The organism is Cupriavidus sp. 05T42, from assembly GCF_056396345.1.
Window position 1 is genome coordinate 268,169 of sequence record NZ_JBFTLH010000002.1, and the last position, 26,532, is coordinate 294,700.

The 26,532-nt window shown below is 66.0% G+C and carries 23 protein-coding genes and 1 tRNA gene; 13 read left to right on the top strand and 11 right to left on the bottom strand.

Features of this window, described 5'->3' with window-relative positions:
• Positions 1-113: 113 nt before the first annotated feature.
• Positions 114-1,142, bottom strand: coding sequence for a tRNA (adenosine(37)-N6)-threonylcarbamoyltransferase complex transferase subunit TsaD (tsaD, locus tag AC1EJR_RS03310; protein ID WP_092290352.1), 1,029 nt, complete (start codon positions 1,140-1,142; stop codon positions 114-116).
• A 153-nt stretch (positions 1,143-1,295) separates the two neighbouring features.
• On the opposite strand from tsaD, the gene AC1EJR_RS03315 reads away from it, so the two are divergent.
• From AC1EJR_RS03315 to dnaG, 4 genes are all read left to right on the top strand, one after another.
• Complete coding sequence (locus tag AC1EJR_RS03315) at positions 1,296-2,549, top strand: BaiN/RdsA family NAD(P)/FAD-dependent oxidoreductase (protein ID WP_441644030.1); 1,254 nt, start codon at positions 1,296-1,298, stop codon at positions 2,547-2,549.
• 125 nt (positions 2,550-2,674) lie between these two features.
• Complete coding sequence (gene rpsU / locus AC1EJR_RS03320; protein WP_092290348.1) at positions 2,675-2,887, top strand: 30S ribosomal protein S21; 213 nt, start codon at positions 2,675-2,677, stop codon at positions 2,885-2,887.
• A gap of 138 nt (positions 2,888-3,025) precedes the next feature.
• The gene (locus AC1EJR_RS03325; protein ID WP_092290346.1) at positions 3,026-3,475 is read left to right on the top strand and encodes a GatB/YqeY domain-containing protein; all 450 of its coding nucleotides are present in this window, start codon (positions 3,026-3,028) and stop codon (positions 3,473-3,475) included.
• Positions 3,476-3,691: 216 nt separating this feature from the next.
• Complete coding sequence (gene dnaG, locus AC1EJR_RS03330) at positions 3,692-5,533, top strand: DNA primase (protein WP_092290344.1); 1,842 nt, start codon at positions 3,692-3,694, stop codon at positions 5,531-5,533.
• A gap of 162 nt (positions 5,534-5,695) precedes the next feature.
• Here dnaG and AC1EJR_RS03335 read toward each other — a convergent pair whose 3' ends face one another.
• Positions 5,696-6,028, bottom strand: a complete 333-nt coding sequence (locus tag AC1EJR_RS03335) for a hypothetical protein (RefSeq protein WP_255370671.1) — start codon at positions 6,026-6,028, stop codon at positions 5,696-5,698.
• Here AC1EJR_RS03335 and rpoD point away from each other — a divergent pair.
• Positions 6,027-8,336, top strand: a complete 2,310-nt coding sequence (gene rpoD, locus AC1EJR_RS03340; RefSeq protein WP_255370670.1) for an RNA polymerase sigma factor RpoD — start codon at positions 6,027-6,029, stop codon at positions 8,334-8,336. The genes AC1EJR_RS03335 and rpoD overlap by 2 nt on opposite strands.
• Positions 8,337-8,345: 9 nt before the next feature.
• A tRNA-Ile gene (locus tag AC1EJR_RS03345) sits at positions 8,346-8,424 on the top strand.
• A 69-nt stretch (positions 8,425-8,493) separates the two neighbouring features.
• Here AC1EJR_RS03345 and AC1EJR_RS03350 read toward each other — a convergent pair.
• Together AC1EJR_RS03350 and AC1EJR_RS03355 are read right to left on the bottom strand one after the other, a co-directional pair.
• Positions 8,494-9,219 (bottom strand): hypothetical protein, encoded by a 726-nt coding sequence (locus AC1EJR_RS03350; protein ID WP_477146869.1) that lies wholly within the window; start codon positions 9,217-9,219, stop codon positions 8,494-8,496.
• Positions 9,220-9,349: 130 nt separating this feature from the next.
• Entirely contained in the window at positions 9,350-10,906 is a 1,557-nt protein-coding gene (locus AC1EJR_RS03355) for a methyl-accepting chemotaxis protein (RefSeq protein WP_477112849.1), read from the bottom strand.
• Between the two features lie 195 nt (positions 10,907-11,101).
• Between AC1EJR_RS03355 and AC1EJR_RS03360 the strand changes: the two genes are divergently transcribed.
• Positions 11,102-11,710, top strand: coding sequence for a glutathione S-transferase (locus AC1EJR_RS03360; protein ID WP_441590575.1), 609 nt, complete (start codon positions 11,102-11,104; stop codon positions 11,708-11,710).
• 183 nt (positions 11,711-11,893) lie between these two features.
• Here the strand turns inward: AC1EJR_RS03360 and AC1EJR_RS03365 are convergent, their stop codons facing one another.
• The gene (locus AC1EJR_RS03365; RefSeq protein WP_441590574.1) at positions 11,894-12,703 is read right to left on the bottom strand and encodes an IclR family transcriptional regulator domain-containing protein; all 810 of its coding nucleotides are present in this window, start codon (positions 12,701-12,703) and stop codon (positions 11,894-11,896) included.
• 176 nt (positions 12,704-12,879) lie between these two features.
• Between AC1EJR_RS03365 and AC1EJR_RS03370 the strand changes: the two genes are divergently transcribed.
• A complete protein-coding gene (locus AC1EJR_RS03370; protein ID WP_441644033.1) occupies positions 12,880-14,523 on the top strand; it encodes an acyl CoA:acetate/3-ketoacid CoA transferase in 1,644 nt (547 codons plus the stop codon).
• A 74-nt stretch (positions 14,524-14,597) separates the two neighbouring features.
• Positions 14,598-15,596 (top strand): Bug family tripartite tricarboxylate transporter substrate binding protein, encoded by a 999-nt coding sequence (locus tag AC1EJR_RS03375; protein ID WP_477146870.1) that lies wholly within the window; start codon positions 14,598-14,600, stop codon positions 15,594-15,596.
• 167 nt (positions 15,597-15,763) lie between these two features.
• Here the strand turns inward: AC1EJR_RS03375 and AC1EJR_RS03380 are convergent, their stop codons facing one another.
• A complete protein-coding gene (locus AC1EJR_RS03380; RefSeq protein WP_477112851.1) occupies positions 15,764-17,377 on the bottom strand; it encodes an alkaline phosphatase D family protein in 1,614 nt (537 codons plus the stop codon).
• A 260-nt stretch (positions 17,378-17,637) separates the two neighbouring features.
• Here AC1EJR_RS03380 and AC1EJR_RS03385 point away from each other — a divergent pair, with 260 nt between their 5' ends.
• The gene (locus AC1EJR_RS03385; protein ID WP_092290328.1) at positions 17,638-19,152 is read left to right on the top strand and encodes a DEAD/DEAH box helicase; all 1,515 of its coding nucleotides are present in this window, start codon (positions 17,638-17,640) and stop codon (positions 19,150-19,152) included.
• Positions 19,153-19,229: 77 nt separating this feature from the next.
• On the opposite strand, the gene gluQRS is transcribed toward AC1EJR_RS03385, so the two are convergent.
• Both gluQRS and AC1EJR_RS03395 read right to left on the bottom strand, forming a co-directional pair.
• Positions 19,230-20,099, bottom strand: a complete 870-nt coding sequence (gene gluQRS / locus AC1EJR_RS03390; protein WP_477112852.1) for a tRNA glutamyl-Q(34) synthetase GluQRS — start codon at positions 20,097-20,099, stop codon at positions 19,230-19,232.
• 11 nt (positions 20,100-20,110) lie between these two features.
• Positions 20,111-21,037, bottom strand: a complete 927-nt coding sequence (locus tag AC1EJR_RS03395; RefSeq protein WP_144199677.1) for a LysR family transcriptional regulator — start codon at positions 21,035-21,037, stop codon at positions 20,111-20,113.
• Positions 21,038-21,192: 155 nt separating this feature from the next.
• Here AC1EJR_RS03395 and AC1EJR_RS03400 point away from each other — a divergent pair, with 155 nt between their 5' ends.
• Entirely contained in the window at positions 21,193-21,891 is a 699-nt protein-coding gene (locus AC1EJR_RS03400) for a pirin family protein (protein WP_477112853.1), read from the top strand.
• Positions 21,892-22,083: 192 nt separating this feature from the next.
• Positions 22,084-23,064, top strand: coding sequence for a CobD/CbiB family protein (locus AC1EJR_RS03405; protein WP_092290320.1), 981 nt, complete (start codon positions 22,084-22,086; stop codon positions 23,062-23,064).
• Positions 23,065-23,140: 76 nt separating this feature from the next.
• Here the strand turns inward: AC1EJR_RS03405 and AC1EJR_RS03410 are convergent, their stop codons facing one another.
• Genes AC1EJR_RS03410 through AC1EJR_RS03420 form a run of 3 tightly spaced genes read right to left on the bottom strand, consistent with a single transcriptional unit; the run spans position 23,141 to position 25,674 of the window.
• The gene (locus tag AC1EJR_RS03410) at positions 23,141-23,446 is read right to left on the bottom strand and encodes a putative signal transducing protein (protein ID WP_441590569.1); all 306 of its coding nucleotides are present in this window, start codon (positions 23,444-23,446) and stop codon (positions 23,141-23,143) included.
• Between the two features lie 15 nt (positions 23,447-23,461).
• A complete protein-coding gene (gene rsgA / locus AC1EJR_RS03415; RefSeq protein WP_092290316.1) occupies positions 23,462-24,427 on the bottom strand; it encodes a ribosome small subunit-dependent GTPase A in 966 nt (321 codons plus the stop codon).
• On the bottom strand, positions 24,424-25,674 hold the full coding sequence (locus AC1EJR_RS03420) for a M48 family metallopeptidase (protein ID WP_092290865.1): 1,251 nt from the start codon (positions 25,672-25,674) through the stop codon (positions 24,424-24,426). The genes rsgA and AC1EJR_RS03420 overlap by 4 nt, the downstream gene beginning before the upstream one ends.
• A gap of 167 nt (positions 25,675-25,841) precedes the next feature.
• Here AC1EJR_RS03420 and orn point away from each other — a divergent pair, with 167 nt between their 5' ends.
• On the top strand, positions 25,842-26,468 hold the full coding sequence (gene orn, locus AC1EJR_RS03425; protein WP_092290314.1) for an oligoribonuclease: 627 nt from the start codon (positions 25,842-25,844) through the stop codon (positions 26,466-26,468).
• Positions 26,469-26,532 lie beyond the last annotated feature (64 nt).

The following is a 26,532-nucleotide window of genomic DNA, read 5'->3' on the forward strand; positions in this document are numbered from 1 at the left end:
ACGGCGGATCAGAGGAGGTTCACCGCCGGCGTGCCTGCCAGCACCTCCGCCACCTTCATGCTGGCCGTAGCCGGCTGCCGATCGGACCTGGAGGATTCCCTCGACCTTAGGCCTCAGGCGGGCAGGCGGATGTCGGCCAGATCCCAGCGCGGCGTGACGCCGTAGTCGTAGCCGTGACGGGCCACCTGCGGCGCCGCCTGGAGCCGCATGGCGCCGGCAAACGCGATCATCGCACCGTTATCGGTGCAGAAGGCGAGGTCGGGGTAGTAGACGTCCACCTTGCGGCGGCGGCCCATCTCGTTCAGGCGCTCGCGCAGTTGCTGGTTGGCGCCCACGCCGCCGGCCACCACCAGGCGCTTGTGCCCGGTCTGCTTGAGCGCGGCGAACGACTTGGCCGAAAGCACGTCGACGATGGCATCGACAAAGGCGCGCGCGAGGTTGGCACGATCCTGCTCGCACGGATTCGAAAGCTTGCGGGTTTGTGTCAATACGGCGGTCTTGAGCCCCGCGAACGAGAAATCGAGATTGCCCGAATGGAGCATCGGCCGGGGCAGGTCGAACGCGCCCGGCGAGCCGAACGCGGCCATCCGCGACACTTCCGGGCCACCCGGATAGCCGAGGCCGAGCAGCTTGGCGGTCTTGTCAAAGGCTTCGCCGGCGGCATCGTCGAGGGTCTCGCCCAGCAGCGTGTAGTCGCCCACGCCCTTGACCTCCATCAACTGCGTATGGCCGCCCGAGACCAGCAGCGCGATGAACGGGAAGGGCGGCGGTGCGTCGGTCAGCAGCGGCGAGAGCAGGTGGCCTTCCAGATGATGGACGCCCACCATGGGCACGTTCAGCGCGAATCCGAGTGCGTTGGCGACGGAAGCCCCCACCAGCAGCGCGCCGGCGAGCCCCGGCCCCTGGGTGTAGGCGATGGCGTCGATGTCCTGGCGCGTGCGGCCGGCGTCGTCCAGCACCTGGCGCAGCAGGGGCAGCACGCGGCGGATATGGTCGCGCGAGGCCAGTTCGGGCACCACGCCGCCGTATTCGCGGTGCATGGCGATCTGCGAATGCAGCGCGTGCGCGAGCAGGCCGGCCTCGGTGTCATAGAGGGCCAGCCCGGTTTCATCGCAGGAGGATTCGATACCGAGGACGAGCATGGAAAACAGGAACGGCCAGTGCGATAAACGCTGAATTGGCGTCGATCGTGCCGGCAAGTGCGCATAAATAGGGAAGGACAGCAGGGTAGCACAGCGGCAGGCGGTGCGCCGGCGCGGCTTTTCGCTACAATCCACGCTTCTTGAAAGGCAGGTATGACAACAGGGGCGATGAAGGGCAAGGCCGAGCGGTTCGACGTGGCAGTGCTGGGCGCGGGTGCGGCCGGCATGATGTGTGCCGCCGTGGCCGGGCAGCGCGGGGCGCGTGTGGTGCTGATCGACCACGCGACGCGGCTCGCTGAGAAAATTCGCATCTCGGGCGGTGGCCGCTGCAATTTCACCAATCTCCAGGCCGGCCCGGCCAACTACCTGTCATCGAACCCGCATTTCTGCCGGTCGGCGCTGGCGCGCTACACCCCGCAGGACTTCCTGGCGCTGATGCGCCGGTATGACATCGGCTGGCATGAGAAACATCGCGGCCAGCTGTTCTGTAATAACAGCGCCGAGGACGTGATCCAGATGCTGCGCGCCGAATGTGACGCGGGCAGCGTGCACTGGCGCACCGGCTGCACCATCGATGAGATTCGCCGCGAAGGCGATGACTATCTGCTGCTGACCACGCAGGGCACGGTCCGCGCCGGTGCGGTGGTCGTGGCGACGGGTGGTTTGTCGATCCCGAAGATCGGCGCCACCGATTTTGGCTATCGCATCGCCCGCCAGTTCGGGCTCAAGATGATCGATACGCGGCCCGCCCTGGTGCCGCTTACGTTCGATGGTCAGGCGTGGCAGCCCTTCGTGCCGCTTGCGGGAGTGTCGATGGAAGTCGACATCAGCACCGGCAGCGGCAAGGCGGCCGGCGCGTTCAAGGAAGATCTGCTGTGGACGCACCGCGGGCTGTCCGGCCCGGCCGTGCTGCAGATTTCCAGCTTCTGGCGCCCCGGCACGCCGATCGAGATCGATCTGTTCGATGGCGAGGATGCCGCCGACTGGCTGATCGGACATAAAAAGGGCAGCCGCAAGCATCTGGCGAACCTGCTCGGCGAACGCCTGCCGTCGCGGCTGGCCGACGCATGGTGCGCGGCGGCCGGCCTGCCGGGCGCCCAGCCGGTGGCGGACCTGCCGGACAAGGCGCTGCGCCAGCTTGGCGACGCGCTGAACCGCTGGCAACTGGTGCCCTCGGGCACCGAGGGCTACAAGAAGGCCGAAGTGACGATCGGCGGCGTGGACACGCGCGGGCTGTCCTCCGCCACGATGATGGCGCGCGAGGTGGACGGGCTCTACTTCATCGGCGAGGTGGTCGACGTGACCGGCTGGCTGGGCGGCTACAACTTCCAGTGGGCCTGGGCATCGGCCGTCGCGGCCGGCGAAGCAGTGGCGGAAGCATCACGTGGCGCGAGCGCTGTGGCGTAGCCGGCACGGTCCGTCCAGGCGGGGCCGATGCGCGTGCAGCGTCACAGGCCTTGCGCTACAATCGGCGCTCTCATCACGCTGGCAAGGGCTGGCAGCCGGCAGTCTCTTCTTTCCTTTTTGGCCAAATGACGACGATTCGCCTCAAAGAAAATGAACCGTTCGAAGTCGCGATGCGCCGCTTCAAGCGCACCATCGAGAAGAACGGGCTGATTACCGAACTGCGCGCGCGAGAGTTTTACGAGAAGCCGACCGCCGAGCGCAAGCGTAAGCGGGACGCCGCGGTGAAGCGCCATTACAAGCGCATCCGCAGCCAGACGCTGCCCAAGAAGCTCTACTGATCGCGCCTTGCGTCAGCTCCGAACCCGCTGCGGGCATGGCTCCGGCGGGTTTTTGCGTTAAGGTCCAATTATCGGTCCGGGCGACGCCGCGCTGGCGCGCGCCTGGTTGCTGTCCATCCATTCTTTCGGAAATCTGCCATGTCCCTCAAAGCCCGCATCAACGACGACATGAAGGCCGCCATGCGCGCCCGTGAATCCGAGCGGCTCGGCACCATCCGCCTGCTCATGGCCGCTATCAAGCAGCGCGAGGTAGATGATCGTGTGGAGCTGGATGACGCCGGCATCACCGCCGTCGTGGACAAGATGCTCAAGCAGCGCAAGGACTCCATCTCGCAGTTCGAGCAGGCCGGCCGTACCGACCTCGCCGACAAGGAGAAGGCCGAGGTGGAAGTGCTGACCGCCTATATGCCGGCCCAGCTGTCCGAGGCCGAAGTGGCTGCCGAAGTCCAGAAGGCCGTGACCGAGTCCGGCGCGGCCGGTCCGCAGGACATGGGCAAGGTCATGGGCTTGGTCAAGGCGCGCCTGGCAGGCCGCGCCGACATGACGGCCGTCTCGGCGCTGGTCAAGGCGGCGCTGACGGGCAAGTGATCGACTGGCAATCGGCAAATTTTGGATGTTGGTGTGGCGTTGGGCGAAGAAGCCGTCAGGTTGACGGGGCTTGGCGATGAAAGCCCGGTTTTTCGGGCGCCACGTTGCATCTGCACTACAATGATTCGATAGCCACCGGGCGACGTTCCGGTCACGCATTCACAGAAAAGCGGTCGCCAACGCGGCAGGCCGCCCTCCATCAGGACGGTCAGTCGGGTGATTCCGCAATCCTTTATTCAGGACCTGCTCAACCGTGTCGACATTGTCGATGTGGTGGGCAAGTATGTGCAGCTGAAGAAGGGCGGCGCCAATTTCATGGGCCTCTGCCCGTTCCATAACGAGAAATCCCCGTCGTTCACGGTGTCGCCGACGAAGCAGTTCTATCACTGCTTTGGCTGCGGCGCACATGGCTCGGCCATCGGCTTCCTGATGGAGTATTCGGGCCAGTCCTATCCCGATGCGGTGCGCGAGCTGGCGCAGTCCGTGGGGGTGACGGTGCCCGAGGAGCGCGACCGCCTGCCGCCGGCCCAGCGTGCCGAGCAGCAGGCCAAGACCGTGGCGTTGTCCGATGCCATGACGCGCGCCACCGAGTTCTATCGCAAGCAACTGCGCGGGGCGCCGCAGGCCATCCAGTACCTCAAGGGGCGGGGCCTGACCGGCGAGATCGCGGCGAATTTTGGCCTGGGCTACGCGCCGGACGACTGGCAGGGCCTGGAAGCCGTCTTCGGCAGCTACCGGGACGACAATGTGGCTGCCCCGTTGGTCGAGGGCGGGTTGCTGATCGAGTCGAGCGAGAAGCGCGATGCCGACGGCAAGCCGCGCCGCTATGACCGCTTCCGCGACCGCATCATGTTCCCCATCCGCAACACCAAGGGGAATGTGATCGGCTTTGGGGGCCGGGTGATGGGTCAGGGTGAGCCAAAATACCTGAACTCCCCGGAAACGCCGCTCTTCAGCAAGGGAACGGAGCTGTACGGCTTGTTCGAGGCCCGGCACGCCATCCGCGAAAATGGCTACGTGTTGGTGGTGGAAGGCTATATGGATGTGGTGGCGTTGGCCCAGTTGGGCTTCGCCAATGCCGTGGCCACGCTTGGCACCGCGTGCACGACCGTGCACGTGCAGAAGCTGTTGCGCCAGACCGACGCAGTGGTGTTCTCGTTCGATGGCGACTCTGCGGGCCGGCGCGCGGCGAGGCGGGCGTTGGAAGCGTGTTTGCCGCACGTTGCCGACAACAAGACGATCCGTTTCCTGTTTTTACCGTCAGAACACGATCCTGACAGCTATGTACGGGAAGAGGGCACCGATGCCTTCGCCCGGCAAGTGCAGACCGCGATGCCGCTGTCGCGCTTCCTGCTCCAGGTGGTCACCGAGGAACAGGACCTGCGCCAGCCCGAGGGCCGCGCCCGTGCCCAGTACGAGGCCAAGCCGCTGCTCCAGTCGATGCCGGCCGGCGGATTGCGCCTACAGATCGTGCGCGAACTTGCCGATGCTACCGGTACGACACCTGCCGAGATCGAGGCCGTGTGCGGATTGGGCAGCGATTCGTCGCGGGTGGGGCGTTTCGCCCAGCCCAGGCCGCGCGCGCGCCGTCAGGCGCCGACCGGGCTGGAGCAGCGCGTGATTCAGTTGCTGATGAGCTATCCGTCGCTCGCTGGGCGTCTCGATGCCGATACGCGGGCGCTGCTGCTAGACAGTACAAGGCCGGAGGCCGAAGTACTCGCTCACTTGGTGGATGCCTGTGATGGCCTCCAGGGGGCGGTGAACTTCGCGGCATTCAGCGAGCATCTGGCGCAAACGCCCTATGCCGAGGTCTACGCGGGAGCCCGGACGGCGGTGCTCAAGGAAGAAATCGAGGAAGAGCCGGCGACGATGGAATTCGACGGCGCCATCCACAAATTATTGGCGGAACCCCTGCAGCGCGAGTTGGAAGCGCTCCAAAAGGCAGTTTCGGCCGGTGGGGCCAGCGACGCGGAAAAAACCCGCATGGTCTGGCTGGTGGCCGAGGTGCAGCGGCGCCGCCAGCTTGGCTTGCGGCCCGCCACGGCCGATGGAGCCTGAGCTGGCAGGGTGTTGAACAGGATGCAGTGGAAAGGTGAAATGGGGGCTTGAGTGCACAACGGTAGGTGTCCAGACGGGGATATCTGGCGCTTGTCCGGTGCTTAAGCCTTGATTTTTCAGGTGAAAACCTTACCTGAGTGGAAGCCGGGTGTTGGTGACGTGCTACAATGCCCGGTTTGGATTGCGAAATCTCTCTCCAGTACTGGCGAAAGTGAGCGTGCCAATGGCAAAGGCCAAAGCAACCGAAAGGGTAGCCGATAAGGCGCCCTCCAAAGCTCCCCAATCAGGGAGCGGCAAGGCGTCCGTGAATACAACGGCGGCGAAGACTTCGACCGCGACAGTCAGGACGACAACAGCCCGGTCTGCGCCAGCAAAGCCCGCGCACGGTGCAACTGCACCGGCAGGGACCACTTCCGCCAGGAATCGCATATCCGAAAAGACAAAGCCCTCGACTTCGGCACGCGAGAGCGGCGATAGCGCCAATACGAGCGGCATGCATGCCGCTTCTGCACCCGTGAAAGGCAAGAGTATCACCGTGGCGAAACAGCAGAATACCGAAGTCGAGAGCAAGCGTGCGGCAACGACGGCCAGCACCCGGAACGGAGCCGCCAAGACTGGCGCTGCCGCCGTGGCGCCAAAGGCCCGTGCCGCGACTCCCGCACCCGTTGCATCCGAGCCTCCCGCTGCCCCGGCCGTCAAGCCGGAGCCCAAGAAGCGTGGCCGCAAGCCCAAGGCCGAGATGCAGCAAGACGACAGCACCCCTGAAGACGTGACTGAAGAGTTTTACGAAAACGACGCGCCAGCGGCCGCCGCACCCGCCGCCACCGCTGCGCCCAAGACCGAGAAGCAGAAGGCCAAGGACCGCAAGGCCAAGGAAAAGGCGCTGCTCAAGGAGTTCGCCTCGACCCAGCAGGGCACCGAGGAGGAACTCGAGGTCCGCCGCCAGAAGCTCAAGGCGCTGATCAAGCTCGGTAAGTCGCGCGGCTACCTGACCTACGCGGAAATCAACGATCACCTGCCGGACGACATGGTCGATTCGGAAACGATCGACACGCTGGTCGCCACGCTGAACGACATCGGCATCGCCGTCTACGAGCAGGCGCCGGACGCAGAAACGCTGCTGCTCAACGACAACGCGCCGTCCGCCACGAGCGAGGAAGAGGCTGAGGAAGAGGCGGAAGCCGCACTTTCGACCGTCGATTCCGAATTCGGCCGCACCACCGACCCGGTCCGCATGTACATGCGCGAAATGGGCACGGTGGAGCTGCTGACGCGCGAGGGCGAAATCGAGATCGCCAAGCGGATCGAAGCGGGCCTGAAGGACATGGTCATGGCCATCTCGGCCTGCCCGGTCACGATTTCCGAGATCCTGGCGCACGCCGAGCGCGTGGCGAACGACGAGATCAAGATCGACGAGTTCGTCGATGGCCTGATCGACCCGAACGCCGACGACGTGGCGGTAGCAGCCCCGGCTGCGGCCGCAGCGGCAGCCGAGGAGGAAGATGTCGAGTCCGACGAGGAAAGCGACGGCGACGAGGAAGACGAGGACGACAGCGCTGCTGGCGGCGCGGCTTCCGCACGTCAACTGGAAGAACTGAAGCAGAACGCGCTGGAGAAATTCCGCGTGATCGCCGAGCAGTTCGACAAGATGCGCCGTGCCTTCGAGAAGGAAGGCTACAAGTCCAAACCGTACGTGAAGGCGCAGGAAGCGATCCAGGCCGAACTGATGGGCATCCGCTTCACCGCGCGTAACGTGGAGCGCCTGTGCGACACGCTGCGTGGCCAGGTGGATGAGGTGCGCAAGCTCGAACGCGCGATCCTGAACATCGTCGTGGACAAGTGCGGCATGCCGCGCTCGGACTTCGTCGCCCGCTTCCCGGGCAACGAGACGAACCTGGACTGGATCGAGACCGTGGTGGCCGACCACAAGGGCTACAGCACGATCGTCGAGCGTAACGTGCCGGCCGTGCACGAACTGCAGCAGAAGCTGATCGACCTGCAGGCGCGCGTGGTGCTGCCGCTGAAGGAGCTGAAGGACGTCAACCGCAAGATGTCCGAGGGCGAGAAGCGCGCCCGCGAGGCCAAGCGCGAGATGACCGAGGCCAACCTGCGTCTGGTGATCTCGATCGCCAAGAAGTACACGAACCGTGGCCTGCAGTTCCTGGATCTGATCCAGGAAGGCAACATCGGCCTGATGAAGGCGGTGGACAAGTTCGAATACCGTCGCGGCTACAAGTTCTCCACGTACGCCACGTGGTGGATCCGCCAGGCCATTACGCGTTCGATCGCGGATCAGGCACGCACGATCCGGATTCCGGTGCACATGATCGAAACGATCAACAAGATGAACCGGATTTCGCGTCAGATCCTGCAGGAAACGGGCAACGAGCCCGATCCGGCAACGCTGGCCGAAAAGATGGAGATGCCGGAGGACAAGATCCGCAAGATCATGAAGATCGCGAAGGAGCCGATCTCCATGGAAACGCCGATCGGTGACGACGACGACTCGCATCTGGGCGACTTCATCGAAGACACGAACACGCTGGCGCCGGCCGAGGCCGCGCTGCATGGTTCGATGCGCGACGTGGTGAAGGACGTGCTGGACAGCCTGACGCCGCGCGAGGCCAAGGTGCTGCGGATGCGTTTCGGCATCGAAATGAGCACGGACCACACGCTGGAAGAAGTGGGCAAGCAGTTCGACGTGACGCGTGAACGGATTCGCCAGATCGAGGCCAAGGCACTGCGCAAGCTGCGCCACCCGAGCCGCTCCGACAAGCTGAAGAGCTTCCTGGAAGGCAACTAAGCCCTCCAAGGGCCTCTAGCTCATGCCTGGTTAGAGCAGCGGACTCATAATCCGTTGGTGCCGTGTTCGACTCACGGGAGGCCCACCAACTTACGTGGTAGTAAAAAAGGGGTTACGGTTGATGCCGTAACCCCTTTTTTATTGCGGATGCAGCGCGCTATGGGTTCGAGGGCACCGGCGTCTCGTCAAATGTTGGCCCGCTGCGGAGCGTATCCAGCGTCCATTTTTTGCCGATTTTCAGCTTTTGCCAGGTTTCCTTCGGCTTTTGGGATTCCCCATCGCTGCGGATTGCGCGCTGCATGCCTGTCAGCAGATTCGTGCTAACGATGTCTTCCGCCCCCGAGGCGCGGTGGCGGTGATAGTACTCATAGCCGATCAGGCGCATGGCCGCGTCTTCGTAGCGGAACTTGTATTGGGTGGTGCTCATGCTCCAGCTGCCCGCACTCATCCACATCCTGAACTGGACATTGAGCAGGCCGCGCTGAATATCGATGCTGTCGAACGGATCGTCCGCCATTGGATTATCGTGGACGGGAATGAAGTTGTTGTTCTGCGTGAGTTTTCGGAAACCGCCAGCGGGGTTCGCCAAGGCGATGACCAGCATGCGCGGATTTTGGTCTACCTCTGGCTCGCCCAGTCCCTCGTTCTTCCATTGGTAAGCCTTGTCGGTACCTTGGAGGACGATGGCCAAATCAGGCTTCCCGTCGTGATTGAGGTCACCTTCGGCAGTGCCGAGCACCTTCCATCCCTTCGGTACAAAATCGGCCGCCGTTTTCCCGCCCGGCACAACCGACGGATAAACATACGGCGGAAACTCCTGCTCCCCGCAGCCAAAACTCACGGCTGGCGCCATGGCGGCGGCAATCAGGAGAAGCGTCTTCACATTGCTAAACGGCCTGGAAAGTGTCATCGCGCTCTGGGTGTGAATGGAAAGAACGCGGACGCTATCACGCCGTAAATGCGGCGCCTATCGCACATCTACGAAAGCGCGCCGCCGAGCCGCCAAACCACCCTTAACCCGCCGCGGCCGGCAGCCGGAACGATGCCACCGTCGTGCGCAGCACCCCGGCCTGTTCCTCCAGCGCCTGCGCCGCCGAGGCGGCTTCTTCCACCAGTGCGGCGTTTTGCTGCGTGACCTGGTCCATCTGGGTCACGGCCAGACTGACTTGCTCGATGCCGGCGCTCTGTTCGGTCGATGCCGCGCTGATCTCGCCCATGATGTCCGTCACGCGGCGCACGGCCTGGACCACGTCGCTCATCGTCGCGCCGGCCTGGTCGACCTGGCGTGTGCCGGCTTCGACCTCGCTCACCGTTTCATTAATCAGCTGCACGATTTCCTTGGCGGCGGTAGCCGAGCGCTGCGCCAGCGCGCGCACCTCGCCCGCCACGACGGCGAAGCCGCGGCCCTGTTCACCGGCGCGCGCCGCTTCCACGGCGGCGTTGAGCGCCAGGATGTTGGTCTGGAAGGCGATGCCTTCGATCACTCCGGTAATATCGCCAATTTTGCGCGAGGCGAGCTGGATATCGCGCATGGTGTCCACCACCCGGCGCACGTCCTCGCCGCCGCGCGAGGCGGTGTCGGACGCCTGCGTGGCCAGCGCATTGGCCTGTCGCGCGTTGTCCGCGTTCTGCTTCACGATGGACGTCAGTTCTTCCATGCTGGCGGCGGTCTGCTCGAGCGCGCTCGCCTGTTCCTCGGTCCGTTGCGAGAGGTCGAGGTTGCCGGCGGCAATCTGCTGCGTGGCGCTGGCGATGGCATCGCTGCCGCCACGCATGGTCTGGATGGCGCTTACCAGGCCGCGCTGCATCTCCTGCAGGCCGCGCGTCAGGGCGCCCATCTCGTCCTCGCTGGTTACGCGGATGGTCTGGGTCAGGTTGCCCCGAGAAATTTCGCTGAAGTTCTCAAGCATGCGGCCCAGCGGCGCCGAGATCGCGCGTTGCAGGCCGACCGCACAACCCAGTGCGGCGATGATGCCCAGGCCGATGGCACCGGCCACCATCCATTGGAAGCGCTGCGCGCGGGCCGTGGCGTGCTCGTACATCGCCTTGGCCTGGTCGCTCTGGTTGCGCTCGAGGGCGTCCACGGCGGCGGTCAGTGCGACGAACAGCGGCGGAATCGTCACCATCACCGCCTTGTCGGCGCCGGCGGCGTCGTTGGCGCGCAGCGCGGCGATCAGGGGCTCCACGCCATCGCGCAGGAAGGTCGCCCGCTTGCCTTCCACCTCGGCGGTCAGGCGCTTTTCCTCTTCCGTTTTCGGAAGTGCCTGATATTTGCTCCACGCGGCCTCGGACTTCTGCCGATAGGTCAGCGCCTTCTCGATGGTGACCGGCACGTCGGCGGCATCCGGGTGGAACACGGCGCGATCCAGTGTGGTGCGGATCACGGCGGCGTTGAGCTGGGACTTGGCCACCAGCGCCGTGGAGGCCAGCTGGTTGGTGTAGATCTCGTGGATATCGGCGCGGGAATCGCGCATGCCCACCGCGCCGATGATGCCGATGACTGTGAGCAGGGTCCCAAGCAGGGCAAGCGCGGCGTTGAGACGTAGGCGGATGGAGAGCTTGTTGAACATGGCACGGCCAGGTTGATGACGATGACGCCTTTAACGGTCGCCAACCTGATCCGCTGAAGCCCCGATTGACAATGTCGACAAAGGTCGACAGGAATTCAGCAGCGCCCCACAAAACCGTTGGCATCCGTACGTGCCCAACGCATCATATGGGGATCGGAATTTCCCTATGACTGTCCTTCCACGGAGCGCAGAAACATGAGACTGATCGGTATGCTCGATTCCCCGTACGTGCGGCGCGCGGCCATCTCGCTGGCCTTGCTCGACGTGCCGTTCCGGCATGAATCAGTATCGGTGTTCAGCACCTTCGAGCAGTTCCGGGCGATCAATCCGGTGGTCAAGGCGCCTTCGCTGGTCTGCGACGACGGCACCGTGCTGATGGATTCCACGCTGATCATCGACTACGCGGAAGCGGTGGCACGGCGCAGTCTCATGCCGTCTGAGCTGGGCGCGCGCCAGCGGGCGCTGCGCATCATCGGCCTGGCGCTGGCCGCGTGCGAAAAGGCCGTGCAGGATGTCTACGAGCACAACCTGCGCCCGGCCGAGAAGCAGCACCAGCCCTGGCTGGACCGCGTGGACGGGCAGCTCGCTCGCGCCTATGCGCTGCTGGAACAGGAAATTTCAACCTGCGCCGTGCCGGCCGATGCCAGCACGCTGACCCAGGCGGACGTGACCACCGCTGTGGTCTGGACCTTCACCCAGACGCTGCTGCCGGGAAGGGTGACGCCGGCGCAACATCCGTCGCTCGCGGCATTCACCGCCGCCTTAGAGCAATTCGACGTTTTCCGCAATTGGCCACACGCCTGAAGGTGCGCCCGTTCGGAGGTGCGATACCCCACCAATTTCCCCACAAATGGGTGATGTCGGCGGAGGGACCTTCGCGCAAGATAGTCCCGGGGCAACAGGATCCTTGCCCCGCTACCACTTCAGCCCCGCGACCTCCCCGGCCTGCGGGGCTCTTTCATTCCGGGGTCCGGTTTCGGATGCTTCCTATCGGGCGCGCAGGATCGCCTCGATCTTCTCCGCCGCCGCGCGCAGTGGGGGCAAGTAGTGCGATTCCAGATAGGCCTGGTTGCGGCTGCCCAGCACCATGCTGAGCCCCAGGCCGGCCACGGTCTTGCCGGTCTGGTCGCGTAGCGGCACGGAGATCCCGGCGAAGCCATCGACCAGTTCACTGATCAGCGTGCAGAAGCCATCCGCTCGAACTTGTTCGAGCTTGCGCGCCAGCGCCGCCCGCGAGTCGATCGTGAACGGCGTCAGCTTGCGCAGTTCGGCGGATTCCAGATAGGTCACCAGCGCCGCGTCGTCCAGCCCCGCCAGCAGCACGCGGCCCAGCGAGTGGGCGTAGGCGGGCATGCGGCGGCCGATGGCCATGTCCACGCGCAGCATCTGGCTCGGCTCCTCGCGCGCCACCAGCACCACCGAGTCGCGGTCGAACATGCCGATCGAGCAGCTTTCGCCCGCCTCGGCACAGAGCGCCTGCAAATAGGGCCGGGCCAGTTGCGGCAGGTTCATCGAGGCAAAATAGGCATAGCCGAGGTCCATCACCTTGGGCGTCAGCGCAAAGTAACGGCCGTCCTGCGCCAGGTAGCCGTTGTGCTCGAGCGTCAGCAGCAGCCGGCGCGCGGCGGCGCGGGTCACGTCAAGTTGCTCGGCCACTTCCTGCATGGTCAGCCGTTCCACGCCGCTCGCGTACAGGCGCAGCAGCGCCAGCCCCTTGGTGAGCGAATCGAGCAGCTCGTCCTTTTTCGGGGCGTCGTGGGGAACGTCGTTGGCAGCGGTGGCGTCGGAGCGCGTCATGCGAGGGTCGGGAAGGGCCGATAAAGGGCCAGATGAAGGGGAAAGTCAGGGTTTGTCGGGATGCGGCGCACACTTGCGTCCGGGCGTCCGATCCGTATGATAGGCGTTTTGCGAACATTTGTTCGGGAATCGTGGGTCAGTAGAAACCACGACACAAGAAGAACCAGGAGACAGCAATGAAGGTGATCACCACCCGGCAGGCGGCCGAGCTTGTCCAGAGCGGCTGGACCGTGGCCAGCGCAGGCTTCGTGGGCGCTGGGCATGCCGAGGGCGTGACCGAGGCGCTGGAGTCGCGCTTCCTGCAGGACGGCCTGCCGCGAGACCTGACGCTGGTCTATTCGGCCGGCCAGGGCGACCGCGGCGCGCGCGGGGTGAATCACTTCGGCAATGCCGGCATGACCCGGGCCATCGTCGGCGGTCACTGGCGCTCGGCCACGCGGCTGGCCACGCTTGCCATGAACGAGGACTGCGAGGGCTTCAACCTGCCGCAGGGCGTGCTGACCCACTTGTATCGGGCCATCGCCGGCGGCAAGCCGGGCGTGATGACGAAGGTCGGCCTCCATACCTTCGTCGATCCGCGCACCGCGCAGGATGCGCGCTACCACGGCGGCGCCATCAACCAGCGCGCGCACGACGCCATCGCGGCAGGCCGCGCCAACTGGGTCGAAGCGGTCGATTTCCGGGGCGACGAATACCTGTTCTATCCGAGCTTTCCGATTCATTGCGCGCTGATCCGCTGCACCGCCTCGGACACGCGCGGCAACCTGAGCACGCATCGCGAGGCGTTCCACCACGAGCTGCTGGCGATGGCGCAGGCCGCGCACAACTCGGGCGGCATCGTGATCGCGCAGGTGGAGTCGATCGTCGATTACCACGAGAACCTCCAGGCCATTCACGTGCCGGGCATCCTCGTCGATTACGTGGTGGTCAGCGAGGAGCCGGCGCACCATCAGATGACGTTCGCCGAGACCTATAACGCCGCCTATGTCACGCCGTGGCGCGGGGAGGCCGCTGCGGCGGCCGAAGCGGCCCGCGAGGCCGAGGCGCTGCCGGCCACCGCCGCGCCGCTCGACGCCCGCACCATCGTCCAGCGCCGCGCCGCGATGGAGATCGCGCGCCGCCAGCCGCGCGTGGTCAACCTCGGCGTGGGCATGCCCGCCGCCGTGGGCGCGCTCGCGCACCAGGCCGGGCTCGGCGGCTTCACGCTGACCGTGGAGGCGGGCCCCATCGGCGGCACGCCGGCGGATGGCCTGAGCTTCGGCGCCTCCGCCTACCCCGAGGCCGTGGTGGACCAGCCAGCCCAGTTCGATTTCTACGAGGGCGGCGGCATCGACCTGGCCATCCTCGGCCTGGCCGAACTCGACGGCCACGGCAACGTCAACGTGAGCAAGTTTGGCGAAGGCGAGGGCGCGCTGATCGCGGGCGTGGGCGGCTTTATCAACATCACCCAGAGCGCCCGCGCGCTGGTCTTCATGGGCACGCTGACGGCGGGCGGACTCGAGATCCGCGTCGAGGACGACCAGCTGCGCATCGTGCGCGAAGGCCGCGTCAAGAAGATCGTGCCCGAGGTGTCTCACCTGAGCTTCAACGGCCCGTACGTGGCCTCGCTCGGCGTGCCGGTGCTGTACGTGACCGAGCGCGCGGTGTTCGAGATGCGCGCCGACGCAAATGGCGAAGCGCGCCTGACGCTGGTGGAAATCGCCCCGGGCATGGACCTGCAGCGCGATGTGCTCGACCAATGCGCCACCCCCGTGGCCGTGGCCGATGACCTGCGCCAGATGGACCCGCGCCTGTTCCGCCCGGGCGTGATGACGCTCTGAATCTCGCGCGGTATCTATTAGTTAGTCAGTCGAAGAAGCAAGCCGGCCACGACCGGCCCATTGGAGGAAACACCGTGCATTACCAACGTCGTCGTTTTACGATTTCCGCGCTCGCGCTGTCCGTCGCCGCCACGCTGCCGCTGCTCGCCGCGCCCGCGCTGGCCCAGCAGGGCTACCCGGACAAGCCGATCCGCCTGATCGTGCCGTTCCCGGCCGGCGGCCCGACCGACACCGCCGCGCGCATCATCGGCCAGAAGATGGGCGAGAGCCTGAAGCAGACCGTGGTGATCGACAACCGCCCGGGCGCCTCGGGCACCATCGGCGCCGAGGCCGTGGCCAAGGCCGCGCCTGATGGCTACACGCTGCTGATGCTGGCCACGCCGACGCTGCTGGCCCCGCACCTGATTCCGCGCAAGAGCTACGACCTGTTCAAGGACCTCACGCCGGTGGGCGCGGCCTATGAGCTGCCGATCGTAATGGTGGTCAATCCGCAGGCGATGCCCGATGTGACCGACCTGCAGCAGTACATCGCCAAGGTCAAGGCCAAGCCCGGCGAGTTCAACTACACCAGCGCCGGTAATGGCAGCTTCGGCCATCTGTCGACGGAACTGCTGAAGAACCTCGGCCATTTCGACGTCCAGCACGTGCCGTACAAGGGCAGCGCGCCGGCGATTTCCGACCTGCTGGCCGGCCAGGTGCCGATGATGTTCGCGGACATGATCGCGGCGCTGCCGCACATCAAGGCCGGCAAGCTGCGGCCGATCGCGGTGGGCTCGGCCAAGCGCGTCAGCTTCACGCCCGATGTGAAGACGGTGGCGGAGCAGGGCTTCCCGGGCTTCGATGCGTCGTCGTGGGGCGGGCTGCTGGTGCCGGCCGGCACGCCGAAGGAGATCGTCGCCAAGCTCTCCGCTGAACTGAAGGCTGCGCTGGCCGATCCGACCGTCCAGCAGAAGATGCTGGGCGCCGGCACGGTGGCGTCCTACATGCCGCCCGATCAGCTCGCCACGCGCATGCGCAACGACTATGCGAAATGGGGCAAGGTGATCAAGGACAACAATATCAAGAGCGACTGAGGCTGGCCGTCGATTCAGACGGCCGTTTGGCGGTTCCTCGCCTATACCGGAGCGGAGCGGGGCGGGGGATGGGGCGGACCTTTGCCGATCAACATGTCGAACTTCGTTGATATTCCGGCCCTATCCTCCAACCCCTCTCCCTCCGGGAGCGGGGCGCCGCCAGTTGTTCAGCCCTGTGCCTGCAAGGTCTGCGCGTACTGCGACACGCCGTTCAGGTCGCGCAGATCCACGGTCAGCGCGCGCGAGGCCGGATCGATATTGATCTCGCCGAAAAACTGGAAACCGGCCAGCGGCGACAGGTTCTGCGCGGTCGGCGCCTTCTGAAACACCACGCGCGGCCCGAAGGTGTTGTCGAGCGGATTGGGACCGAAGCTGCCCGCGTTGAGCGGCCCCGCCACGAATTCCCAGAACGGATCGAAATCCCGGTAGACGGCCCGCTCGGGCGCGTAGTGGTGCGCGGCGCAGTAGTGCACGTCGGCGGTGATCCACACCACGTTCTTCAGGCCGGCCTGGCGCATCCGCGTCAGCAGCCGCGCGGTTTCCAGTTCGCGGCCCAGCGCCGGGCCGTCGCCATTGGCGATGGCCTCCCAGCGCGCGCGGCCCTGTGCATCCTTGCCATCGGGTACGCCGAGGCCGATCGGCATATCCGCTGCAATCACCTTCCACGTGGCGCGCGACGCCACCAGTTCCGCCATCAGCCATTCCAGCTGCGCGTTGCCGAGGAAAGGCGTGTCCTTGCCTTCCACGGTTTCGCGGTTGTAGCCGTTCGGGCCCCGGAAGCTGCGCATGTCGAGCACAAACACATCGAGCAGGGGGCCCTGGGCGATGCGGCGATGCACGCGCTCGTCCAGCCCCTGGCGGTGCCAGCGCATCGGCGCGTTCTCGAGGAAGGCACGCTGGCCGCGCGCCACCAGCACGCTGACGTTCTTCTCGGTGTAGCGCGCATCGCCGGACAGATCCTTCGACGCGGACCAGTTGTTGGTCACCTCGTGGTCATCCCACTGCCAGATCTGCGGCACCTGCCGGGCGAAGCGGCGCACGTTCTCGTCGAGCATGTTGTAGCGATGGCGGCCCCGGAATTCCTTCAGGGTCTCGGCCACCTTGCTGACTTCTTCGGTGACGACGTTCTTCCAGATCCGGCCGCCCTCGGCCTTCTGCTCGGCCTGGATGGGGCTGTCGGCGTAGATCGTGTCGCCACTGTGAATAAAGAAGTCAGGGTTGCGCTGGCGCATGGCGTCGTAGATGCGCATGCCGCCCAGTTCCGGATTGATGCCCCAGCCCTGGCCGACCGTATCGCCGGACCAGACGAAGCGCACGGGGCGGTCGGCGGCCAGCGAGGGGGTCCGGAAGCTGCCGTCCAGCCACGGACCCAGTCCGCGCCGCTCGCCCGGGGTCTCGAACGCCACGCGCACGAAATACGGCTGGCCCGGCGCCAGGCCGGTCAGCAGCGTGCGGGCGGTGAGGTCGGTCTCGGCGATGGCCAGCGGCCCGGAGAGGCGGGCGGCGTTGCGGAACGACGGGTCGGTGCTGTATTCGACGACCATCCGCGCCGGGCGGTCGGCGCGGGCCCAGACCACGAGGCCGTCATCCGAGGGATCGCCCAGCTGAATGCCTGCCGGCGCACTGGGCCGGGCCGAGGACACCACGGCCGGTGCGGCGATCAATGTGCCGCTCAGTGCACTCAAGCCGACACCCAGACCCAGAAAGCGGCTCGATGTGCGCAGGAAGCGCCGACGGGCCAGATCGGTCGGGGAGGGCGCAAGTTGTGGCGTATTCGGCATGAATGGGTCTGGAATCGGGGTCAGGTGGGCCGCTGTCGGCACATCGTCGGGCCAGTATCGTCGCCGCGCCATGTGACACGGCGTTGACATGACATCTGGCGATACTCACGATGCACCGGACACTGATGGTAGAATCCAAGTCTTTGATTTTCTGGGCAATTGCCGATCGTGACCCAACGCCCCGCGTTGGCGCAGCCCGGTATGCCTTTCTCGAGACGCGTGTCAGTTGGCGCGGGCCTCGCCCGCCAGACACCGAAACCATGACGATGACGACCACCCCAGACCAGACCCCAGCCGCAGAGCAAACGTTCGAAAGCTTCGGGCTGGATTCGCGCATCCTGCGCGCCTTGACCGAACAGGGCTACACCACGCCGACGCCGATCCAGGCGCAGGCCATTCCGGTGGTCCTCCTCGGCAAGGACGTGATGGGCGCCGCGCAGACCGGCACCGGCAAGACGGCAGGCTTCGCGCTGCCGATCATCCAGAGCCTGCTGCCGATGTCGAACGCGAGTGCCTCGCCCGCGCGCCACCCGGTGCGTGCGCTGATGCTGACGCCGACGCGCGAGCTGGCCGACCAGGTCTACGACAACGTGGCGCGCTACGCCAAGCACACCGACCTGCGCAGCACCGTGGTCTTCGGCGGCGTAGACATGAACCCGCAGACCGATGCGCTGCGCCGTGGCGTGGAAATCCTCGTCGCCACGCCGGGCCGCCTGCTGGACCACGTGCAGCAGAAGTCGGTGAACCTGTCGCAGGTGCAGATGCTGGTGCTGGACGAAGCCGACCGCATGCTCGACATGGGCTTCCTGCCGGACCTGCAGCGCATCATCAACCTGCTGCCGGCCCAGCGCCAGACGCTGCTGTTCTCGGCCACGTTCTCGCCGGAAATCAAGCGGCTGGCCTCGAGCTACCTGAAGCAGCCGGTGACGATCGAAGTGGCGCGCAGCAACTCGACCAACGAGAACGTGCGCCAGATGGTCTACCGCGTGGAAGACGGCCACAAGCAGGCCGCCGTGGTGCACCTGCTCAAGCAGCGCGCGTCGGAAACCGATTCGCGCCAGTGCATCGTGTTCGTCAACAGCAAGATCGGCTGCTCGCGCCTGGCGCGTCACCTGGAGCGCGAGGGCATCAACGCCGCCGCCATCCACGGCGACAAGACCCAGACCGAGCGCATGCAGACGCTGGAAGGCTTCAAGACCGGCACGATCGACGCCCTGGTGGCTACCGACGTGGCCGCCCGTGGCCTGGACATCCCGGCCATGCCGTGCGTGATCAACTTCGACCTGCCGTACAGCGCGGAAGACTATGTGCACCGCATCGGCCGTACGGGCCGGGCTGGCGCCAGCGGCGATGCGCTCTCGATCTACGTGCAGGGTGGCGATGACCGCCTGCTGGCCGATATCGAGAAACTGATCAAGCGCAGCATTCCGCGCGGCGAGCTGAATGGCTTCGACCCGACCGGCGAGCGTGCGCGCACAGAGGAAACGGACCGTCGTCGCCAGCGTGCCGATGTGCGCCGCACCCGTGACAACGGCGGTGAAGCGGCGGCGGAGGCGGAAGCCGTGCCGGGCCGTCGTCGCCGCACCGAAAGCGGTGGCCGTCAGGCGTTCCGTCCGTCGGACGATCCGTTCTTCTCGCGCCCGTACGAGCCGTCGAACCATCACGCCAACGCGCAGCCGGCCGACGAGCAACTGGCTGCCGCGCTGAGCCGTGGCCGCCCGGCGCCGAAGCGTCCCGTGGCCGCGCTGCTGGGCGGCGCGCCGCGCAAGTCGTAACAGACTGCCCGGGCAAAAAAAATGGCACCTTCGGGTGCCATTTTTGTTTGGTGCGAGAGGTTCTGAAGAGCGCCCGGTCAGCGCTGCATCACCGCCCACTGCCCGGTTGCCGCCGCCAGCCAGCCCGGCACGCTAGTCTCGCCATTGGCGATGCCGAGATGCGTCCCGGCCATGCGCAGCGCTTCCAGCGGCGCGGCCGTGTCGATGGCCTGCGCGCCGCTCTGCTTGCTCAGCTTGTCGCCATCGGCATTCACCACCACGGGCACGTGCAGGTAGGACGGCGTGGGCAGGCCCAGCAGATGTTGCAGATGGATCTGGCGCGGCGTGGAGTCGAGGAGGTCGGACCCGCGCACGATATGGGTGATGCCTTGCGCGGCGTCGTCGACCACGACGGCGAGCTGGTAGGCCCACAGGCCGTCCGCGCGGCGCAGGACGAAATCGCCGAGTTCCGTTTCCAGGTCCTGGCACTGGCGACCCTGCCAGCGGTCGTCGAAACAGATCATGGCGGCCGGGCCGTCCGGCACGCGCACCCGCCACGCGCGTGGCAGCTTGCCGTGCAGGCCGTTGCGGCAGGTGCCGGGGTAGCCGAGCGTCTGGTGGCGCTCGCGCACATGGATCAGCGAGTCGGCGATCTCCCTGCGCGAGCAGCCGCAGGGGTAGAGCTGGCCGCTGGCGTCGAGGCGGCGCAGCGCGTCGCCGTACAGCGACTCGCGGCGGCTCTGCCATTCGGGCGCCTCGTCGGCGTGCAGCCCGAGCCGTTCCAGGGTCTGCAGGATGTCGAAATCGGCGCCCTTCACGCAGCGCGGATAGTCGATGTCCTCGATGCGGACCAGCCAGTCGCCACCATGGGCGCGGGCGTCGAGCCAGCTGGCCAGCGCCGTGACCAGCGAGCCCAGGTGCAACGGGCCGGTGGGCGAGGGCGCAAAGCGCCCGCGATAGCGGGGCATCGGCAACTCCCTCAGGCCGGCTGGCTGGCTAGCGGCTGCTGCATCAGCGCCTGCGCAAGGCGGGGGTCTTCGAGCTTGCTGGTCCACCATTGCAGCGCCTTGCCGCGCGAGCTGGTGCGCCACGCCACCTTGAAATTGCCGGGCGCGCGCACTTCCACGGTCTCACGGGCCAGCAGCACGCCGCTTTCGATATGGGGCGCGGCCATCGGGGCCGGCAGCCAGCCGCAGCCGAGGCCACGGATCTGCGCCTCGAGCTTGTCACGCATGGTCGGCACCACCAGGACATCCTGCCCGGCCAGCACGCCGTGCGTACGCGCCGGCAGGTTGCGCGAGGTATCGCCCACGGCCACGATGCGGTGCTTGGCGATCTGCATCGTCGTCAGCGGTCCTTCCTCGGTGGCCAGCGGATGGTGCGAGGCCACCGCGAACACGAACGGCACCGACCCGAGCGGCCGCACCTGGAAGCCCTGCGTGCTGGGCGCCTCGTAGGCCCCGCCGATGACCAGATCGACCCGGTTGCTGACCAGCGCATCCCAGGCGCCGCCTAGCACTTCCTTCGAAAAGCGCAGCCGCGTGGCGGTGTTCTCGGCATAGAAATCCTGGATCACCGGCAGCAGCGCGCGAAAGTTGACGAGGTCGTCCAGGGCGATGCTGAGGTTGGCCTCCCAGCCCGTGGCGAGGCGCTTGACGCGCCGCGCGAGGTCGTCGGCCGCGTGGAGCAGGTGGCGGCCTTCGTCCAGCAGGGCGCGGCCCGCCGGGGTCAGTTCGGCGCGGTGACGGCGGCGGTCGAACAGCAGGACGTCCAGATCCTCTTCCAGCTTGCGGACCACATAGGTCAGCGCCGAGGGCACCTTGCCCATTTCGTGGGCGGCGGCGGCAAAGCTGCCCTTGCGCTCGATGGCGTCCAGGACTTCGAGGGATTCGAGGGAGAGTGGCATGTTCAGAAAATCTGAATGAATTCTTCTAACTGGGTGCCCGCCAATATACGCCGACTCCCCTAAACTGCCTAGCATCGAAACGCCGCTGACCCAAGCCAGTCCGATTGTGACAGGCAATTTTGGGAACCTCGGAGGCCACAAGGAGGGCCATCAAAATGATTGAAATCCGTAAGTCAGACGAACGCGGTTATGCGGACCATGGCTGGCTCAAGTCGTATCACAGCTTCTCCTTCGCAGATTACTACGACCCACGCCATGTTCAGTTCGGGCCGCTGCGTGTGATCAATGAGGATCGCGTGGCGCCGGGCATGGGCTTTGGCACGCACGGCCACCGGGACATGGAAATCATCAGTTATGTGCTCGATGGCGAACTTGCGCACAAGGACAGCATCGGCAATGGCAGCGTGATCCGCCCGGGCGATGTGCAGCGGATGAGCGCCGGTACCGGCGTGCGGCACTCGGAATACAACCACGCCGCGCACGACACCACGCACTTCCTGCAGATCTGGGTGATTCCTGCCGAGAACGGCATTGAGCCGGGCTACGAGGAGCGCAATTTCCCGGTCGAGGAAAAGCGCGGCAAGCTGCGCCTCGTCGTCAGCCCGGATGGTGCTGAGGGCTCGGTGGTGATCCATCAGGACGCGCGGCTCTACGCCGGGTTGTTCGATGGGGACGAGGGCGCCACGCTGGCCATCGCCCCGGGCCGCCGTGCCTATGTGCACGTGGCGCGCGGTGCGATCACGGTGAATGGGCAGGCGCTCGGGGCCGGCGATGCTGCGAAGCTCGAAGCGGTCGAGGCCATCACCCTGACCCAAGGCAGCAAGGCCGAAGTGCTGGTCTTCGACCTGCCCTGAACGCGACGTTAGCCTGTCGTCGTCCGCCCGCCGGTGCCCCCGGCGGGCTTTTTCATGGATGCGTTTAACACCTGCTTACAGGTCTTTCCCATTGACGGTGCGGCGTGACGCTATGCTATCGTCTGGCTATACCGCAATGCGACCGGACCGGCACTTCGCCGTCGCGCCAACGTCCGTCGCCACCGTCACGCGATGACCTTTGTTTCCATTCTTCTGGCGCTGATCGCCGAACAGTTCCGAGCCTTGGGCCGGAATAACCCTATTTACGACATCGTGCGCGTACTGGGGGAGCGGGCCGAACACGCCTTCGACACGGGCCGCCCGCGCGATGCCGCGCTGGCCTGGCTGACCGCGGTGCTGCCGCTCACGCTGGCTGCCGTGCTGGTCCACTACCTGCTGGCGTCGATCAGCGTGGCGCTGACCTTGGCCTGGAACGTCCTGCTGCTCTATCTGACCCTCGGCTTCCGCCAGTTCAGCCACTTCTTCACCGATATCCACGAGGCGCTGAATCGCGACGACCCGCATACCGCGCGCACGCTGCTGCATGAGTGGACCGGGCTGGACACGGTCGACATGCCGGTCAGCGAGATCGTGCGTCACACGCTTGAGGCGGCCATCATCGCCGTCCATCGCCATGTATTTGGGGTGTTTTTCTGGTTTCTGGTGCCGATTGGCCCGGGCGGTGTCGTGCTGTACCGCACCGCCGAGTTCCTCAGCCGGCAGTGGAACCAGCCGTCGAACGAGCGCAGCCCGGCGCTGGGGCGTTTTGCCTCGCAGGCGTTCTATGTGCTGGACTGGGTACCTTCGCGGCTGACGGCGATCGGGTTTGCCATCGTCGGCAATTTCGAGGATGCCGTGTACGCGTGGCGCAACCACGCGCGCAAGTGGAATGATGCGATCAACGGCATCCTGCTCGCCAGCGGCGGCGGGGCGCTGGGCGTGCGGCTTGGCGCGCCGCTGGCCGAGGACGATTCCAGCGTGATGCTGCGCACGAGCCTGGCCGGCGTGGACTACGCGCCGGGCATGGAAGACACCGCCGAGCCGGTGCCGCCCGAGTACGGCGCCGACCCCGGCGTGCGCACGCTGCAATCGGCGGTGGGGCTGGTCTGGCGCGCGGTCATCCTGTGGATGCTGTTGCTGGCGATGGTGTCGCTAGCGCTCTGGGTGGGCTGACCGCAGCCTTCGACCAAGATCCACCAAGAAGAAACGCCACGATCGTGGCGTTTTTTTATTCCCTTGGTTTTCCCGATTACTCCCGATGCGCCCCGCAGCGCCAGCACGACGCAAACTGCGCCTCGTGCCATTCCGCGCAGCCCGTGCATTGCCAGCGTGGCCCTGGCGGCGGGTTGGCGGCGGCGTTGAGCACGGCCCAGGCGTCGGCTTCTGCCGCATCGTCGAGAATCCAGACCTGCGGCGCGCTCTCCTGGAACGGGATGTCCCCGGCCGCACCGCCCAGCCACGTGTTGCGGACCTCGGCGCGAATGCCCGCCGCCCGCAGCACGTTTTCGCAGTGCGCGGCATGAACCAGCGATGTGGACCGCAATAGCAGCTTCATCGGGCTACTCCACGGTTACCACGGCTTCTGCTGCCGGGACTCGTGCAGCAGCTGCGTGTACAGCTGATGGCGGCGCTCGGAGATCTCGCCGCCGTCGATGGCCGCCAGCACGCCGCAGCCGGGCTCGTTGATGTGATGGCAGTTATAGAACCGGCATTCGGTGAGCCTGGGCCGGAACTCGGGGAACGCGCGCTCCAGCATGCCTTCGCTGAGGTGGTGGAGGCCGAATTCCTGGAAGCCCGGCGAGTCGATCAGGTAGCCGGGCCGGCCTTCGACCGTGCCCCAGTCGGCCGGCAGGTGATAGAGCCGGGTGAACGTAGTGGTGTGCTTGCCGGAATCGAGCTTGGCCGAAATTTCACGCGTCTGCGCTTCCACGCCGGGAATCAGCAGGTTCAGCAGCGACGACTTGCCCATGCCCGACTGGCCGATCAGGATGCTCGACACCCCGGCCGTGCGCGGCTGGAGTGTCGCCAACGCCTCTTCCGGGCGGCCATGGACGGACAGCTCGACGGTGTCGTAGCCCAGGTCCTGGTAGAGCTTCAGGCGCCGCCGGGCGTCGTCCAGCCGTGCGGTCAGGTCGGTCTTGTTCAGGATGACGAGGGGACGAATCGCCAGCGCCTCCGCCGACACCAGCGCGCGGCCCAGCAGATCCTCGGAAAAACTCGGCTCCGTGGCCAGCACGATGACCACCTGGTCGATATTGGCGGCCAGCATCTTGGACTTGAACTGGTCCGAGCGATGCAGCAGGTTCTTGCGTGGCGAGACGGCGGTGATCACGCACTGGTCCGCCGCGGCCATCTCCACGGCCACGTGGTCGCCCACGGCGCAGTCGCTCTTCTTGCCGCGCGGGAACGCGTGGATCCGCGATCCGTCGCCCAACTCCACCACATAGTGGCGGCCATGGGCGGCGATGATCAGTGCGGTCTCGGAAGCTTGGCCGGTGCCCTTGCCGGCGTTGTGATGGCGCGCGTGACGGTTCATGCGTGCGCCAGCAGGCGGTCGATCCGCTGCGCCGCCGGCGGGTGCGAATAGTAGAACGCGCTATAGATGGGGTCGGGCGTCAGCGTGGACGCGTTGTCCTTGTACAGCTTGACCAGCGCGGACACGAGGTGACCGGCATTGGTCTGATGGGCCGCGAACTCGTCGGCCTCGAACTCGTGCTTGCGCGACGACTGGCTGGCCAGCGGCCCGAGCACGAAGGTGAACACCGGCAGCGCCAGGAAGAACAGCACCAGCGCCAGCGCGTGGTTGCTGGTGCCGAAGTTCGGCAGCACCCCCAGCCCCGTGTAGAACCACGCCCGCGTGGACAGCCAGCCCAGCAGCGCCAGGAACACCAGCGAGAGCGCGAAGGTCACAGCAATCATCTTGGCCACGTGGCGGCGCTTGAAGTGACCCAGCTCGTGCGCCAGCACGGCTTCCACTTCCTCGCCGTCCAGGCGGGAGAGCAGGGTGTCGAAGAAGACGATGCGCTTGGCCGCGCCGAAGCCGGTGAAGTAGGCGTTGCCGTGCGCGCTGCGCTTGCTGCCATCCATGACGAACAGGCCCTTGCTGGCAAAGCCGCACTTGCGCAGCAGCGCCTCGATGCGCTGGCGCAGGCCCTCGTCGGCCAGCGGCTCGAACTTGTTGAAGAGCGGGGCGATGAAGGTCGGCACGATCACCTGCAGCAGCAGGCTGAAGGCCATCCACAGCAGCCAGGTCCAGACCCACCAGTAGGTGCCGGCGCGCTCCATCAGCCACAACACGGCCAGCAGCAGCGGCAGGCCCAGCACGCAGGCGACCAGCGTCATTTTGGCGAGGTCGAGCAGCCACAGGCCGAACGTCATCTTGTTGAAGCCGAAGCGCTGCTCGATGCCGAACTGGCCATATAGCGAAAACGGCAGGTCGACCAGGCCGCCGATCAGCGCCACGCTGGCAATCAGCGCCACGCCGTACAGGTAGCCGCCGCCGTCGAATACACCGAGCCAGAAGTGGTTCAGCGCGTGCAGCCCGCCCAGCATGGTGAAGCCGATCAGCACGGCGGCGCCGGCCAGCACCTCCAGCATCGACAGCCGCGTGCGGGCGATGGTGTAGTCGGCGGCCTTCTGGTGGGCGGAGAGCGTGATGGTGTCGGCGAAGCGGGCCGGCACGGCGCCGCGATGGCGGCCGACATGGCGCACCTGGCGCGCGGCCAGCCAGAGCTTGGTCAGCACCATGACGACCAGCGCGGCCAGGAAAATCAACGTGAACATCGGCAAGGCCATAGTAGTTTCGCGAAAGTCGCTCGGTGAGACTGCCGACCGGCGGCGAGGGTACGCAGCCGGGCAATTGTGGCGGATATGCGAGAATTATAAATTGTTCGCGCCGGACGCCTGTCCGGCCGGTTTTCTTCCTGTCCCCAATATCGAGCCGTACCCAGATGACTAGCCCAGCCGCCACCTCCGTCAAAAGTGAAAACAACCTCATCTGGTTGGATATGGAAATGACCGGCCTGCAGCCGGATTCCGACCGGATTATCGAGGTTGCCGTGGTGGTGACCGACTCCGAACTCAATATCCTGGCCGAAGGGCCGGTGCTGGTGATCCATCAGGCCGACGCCGTGCTCGACGGCATGGACAACTGGAACAAGGGCACGCACGGCCGCTCGGGCCTGATCGACAAGGTCAAGGCGTCCACGCTCACCGAGGCGCAGGCCGAAGCCGAACTGCTGGCGTTCCTGAAGCGCTGGGTGCCGGCCGGCAAGTCGCCGATGTGCGGCAATTCGATCTGCCAGGACCGCCGCTTCATGGCGCGTTACATGCCGAAGCTGGAATCGTTCTTCCACTACCGGAACCTCGATGTTTCCACGCTGAAGGAACTCTGCAAGCGCTGGGAGCCGGCCATCCACAAGGGTTTCGCCAAGCGCCAGCTGCACACGGCGCTGGCCGATATCCTGGAGTCGGTGGAGGAACTGCGCTACTACCGCACGCACTTTATCAAGGCGTCCACGCCGGCCGCCACGGAAACCCCGGCGGCGCCCGCTGCGCCCACCGCCCCGGCAGCCTAAGACAGAACAAGAACCCCGCGGGCCGGCCAGTCCTTCCGCTTGACGGGGAGGGGCCCCGGCTACG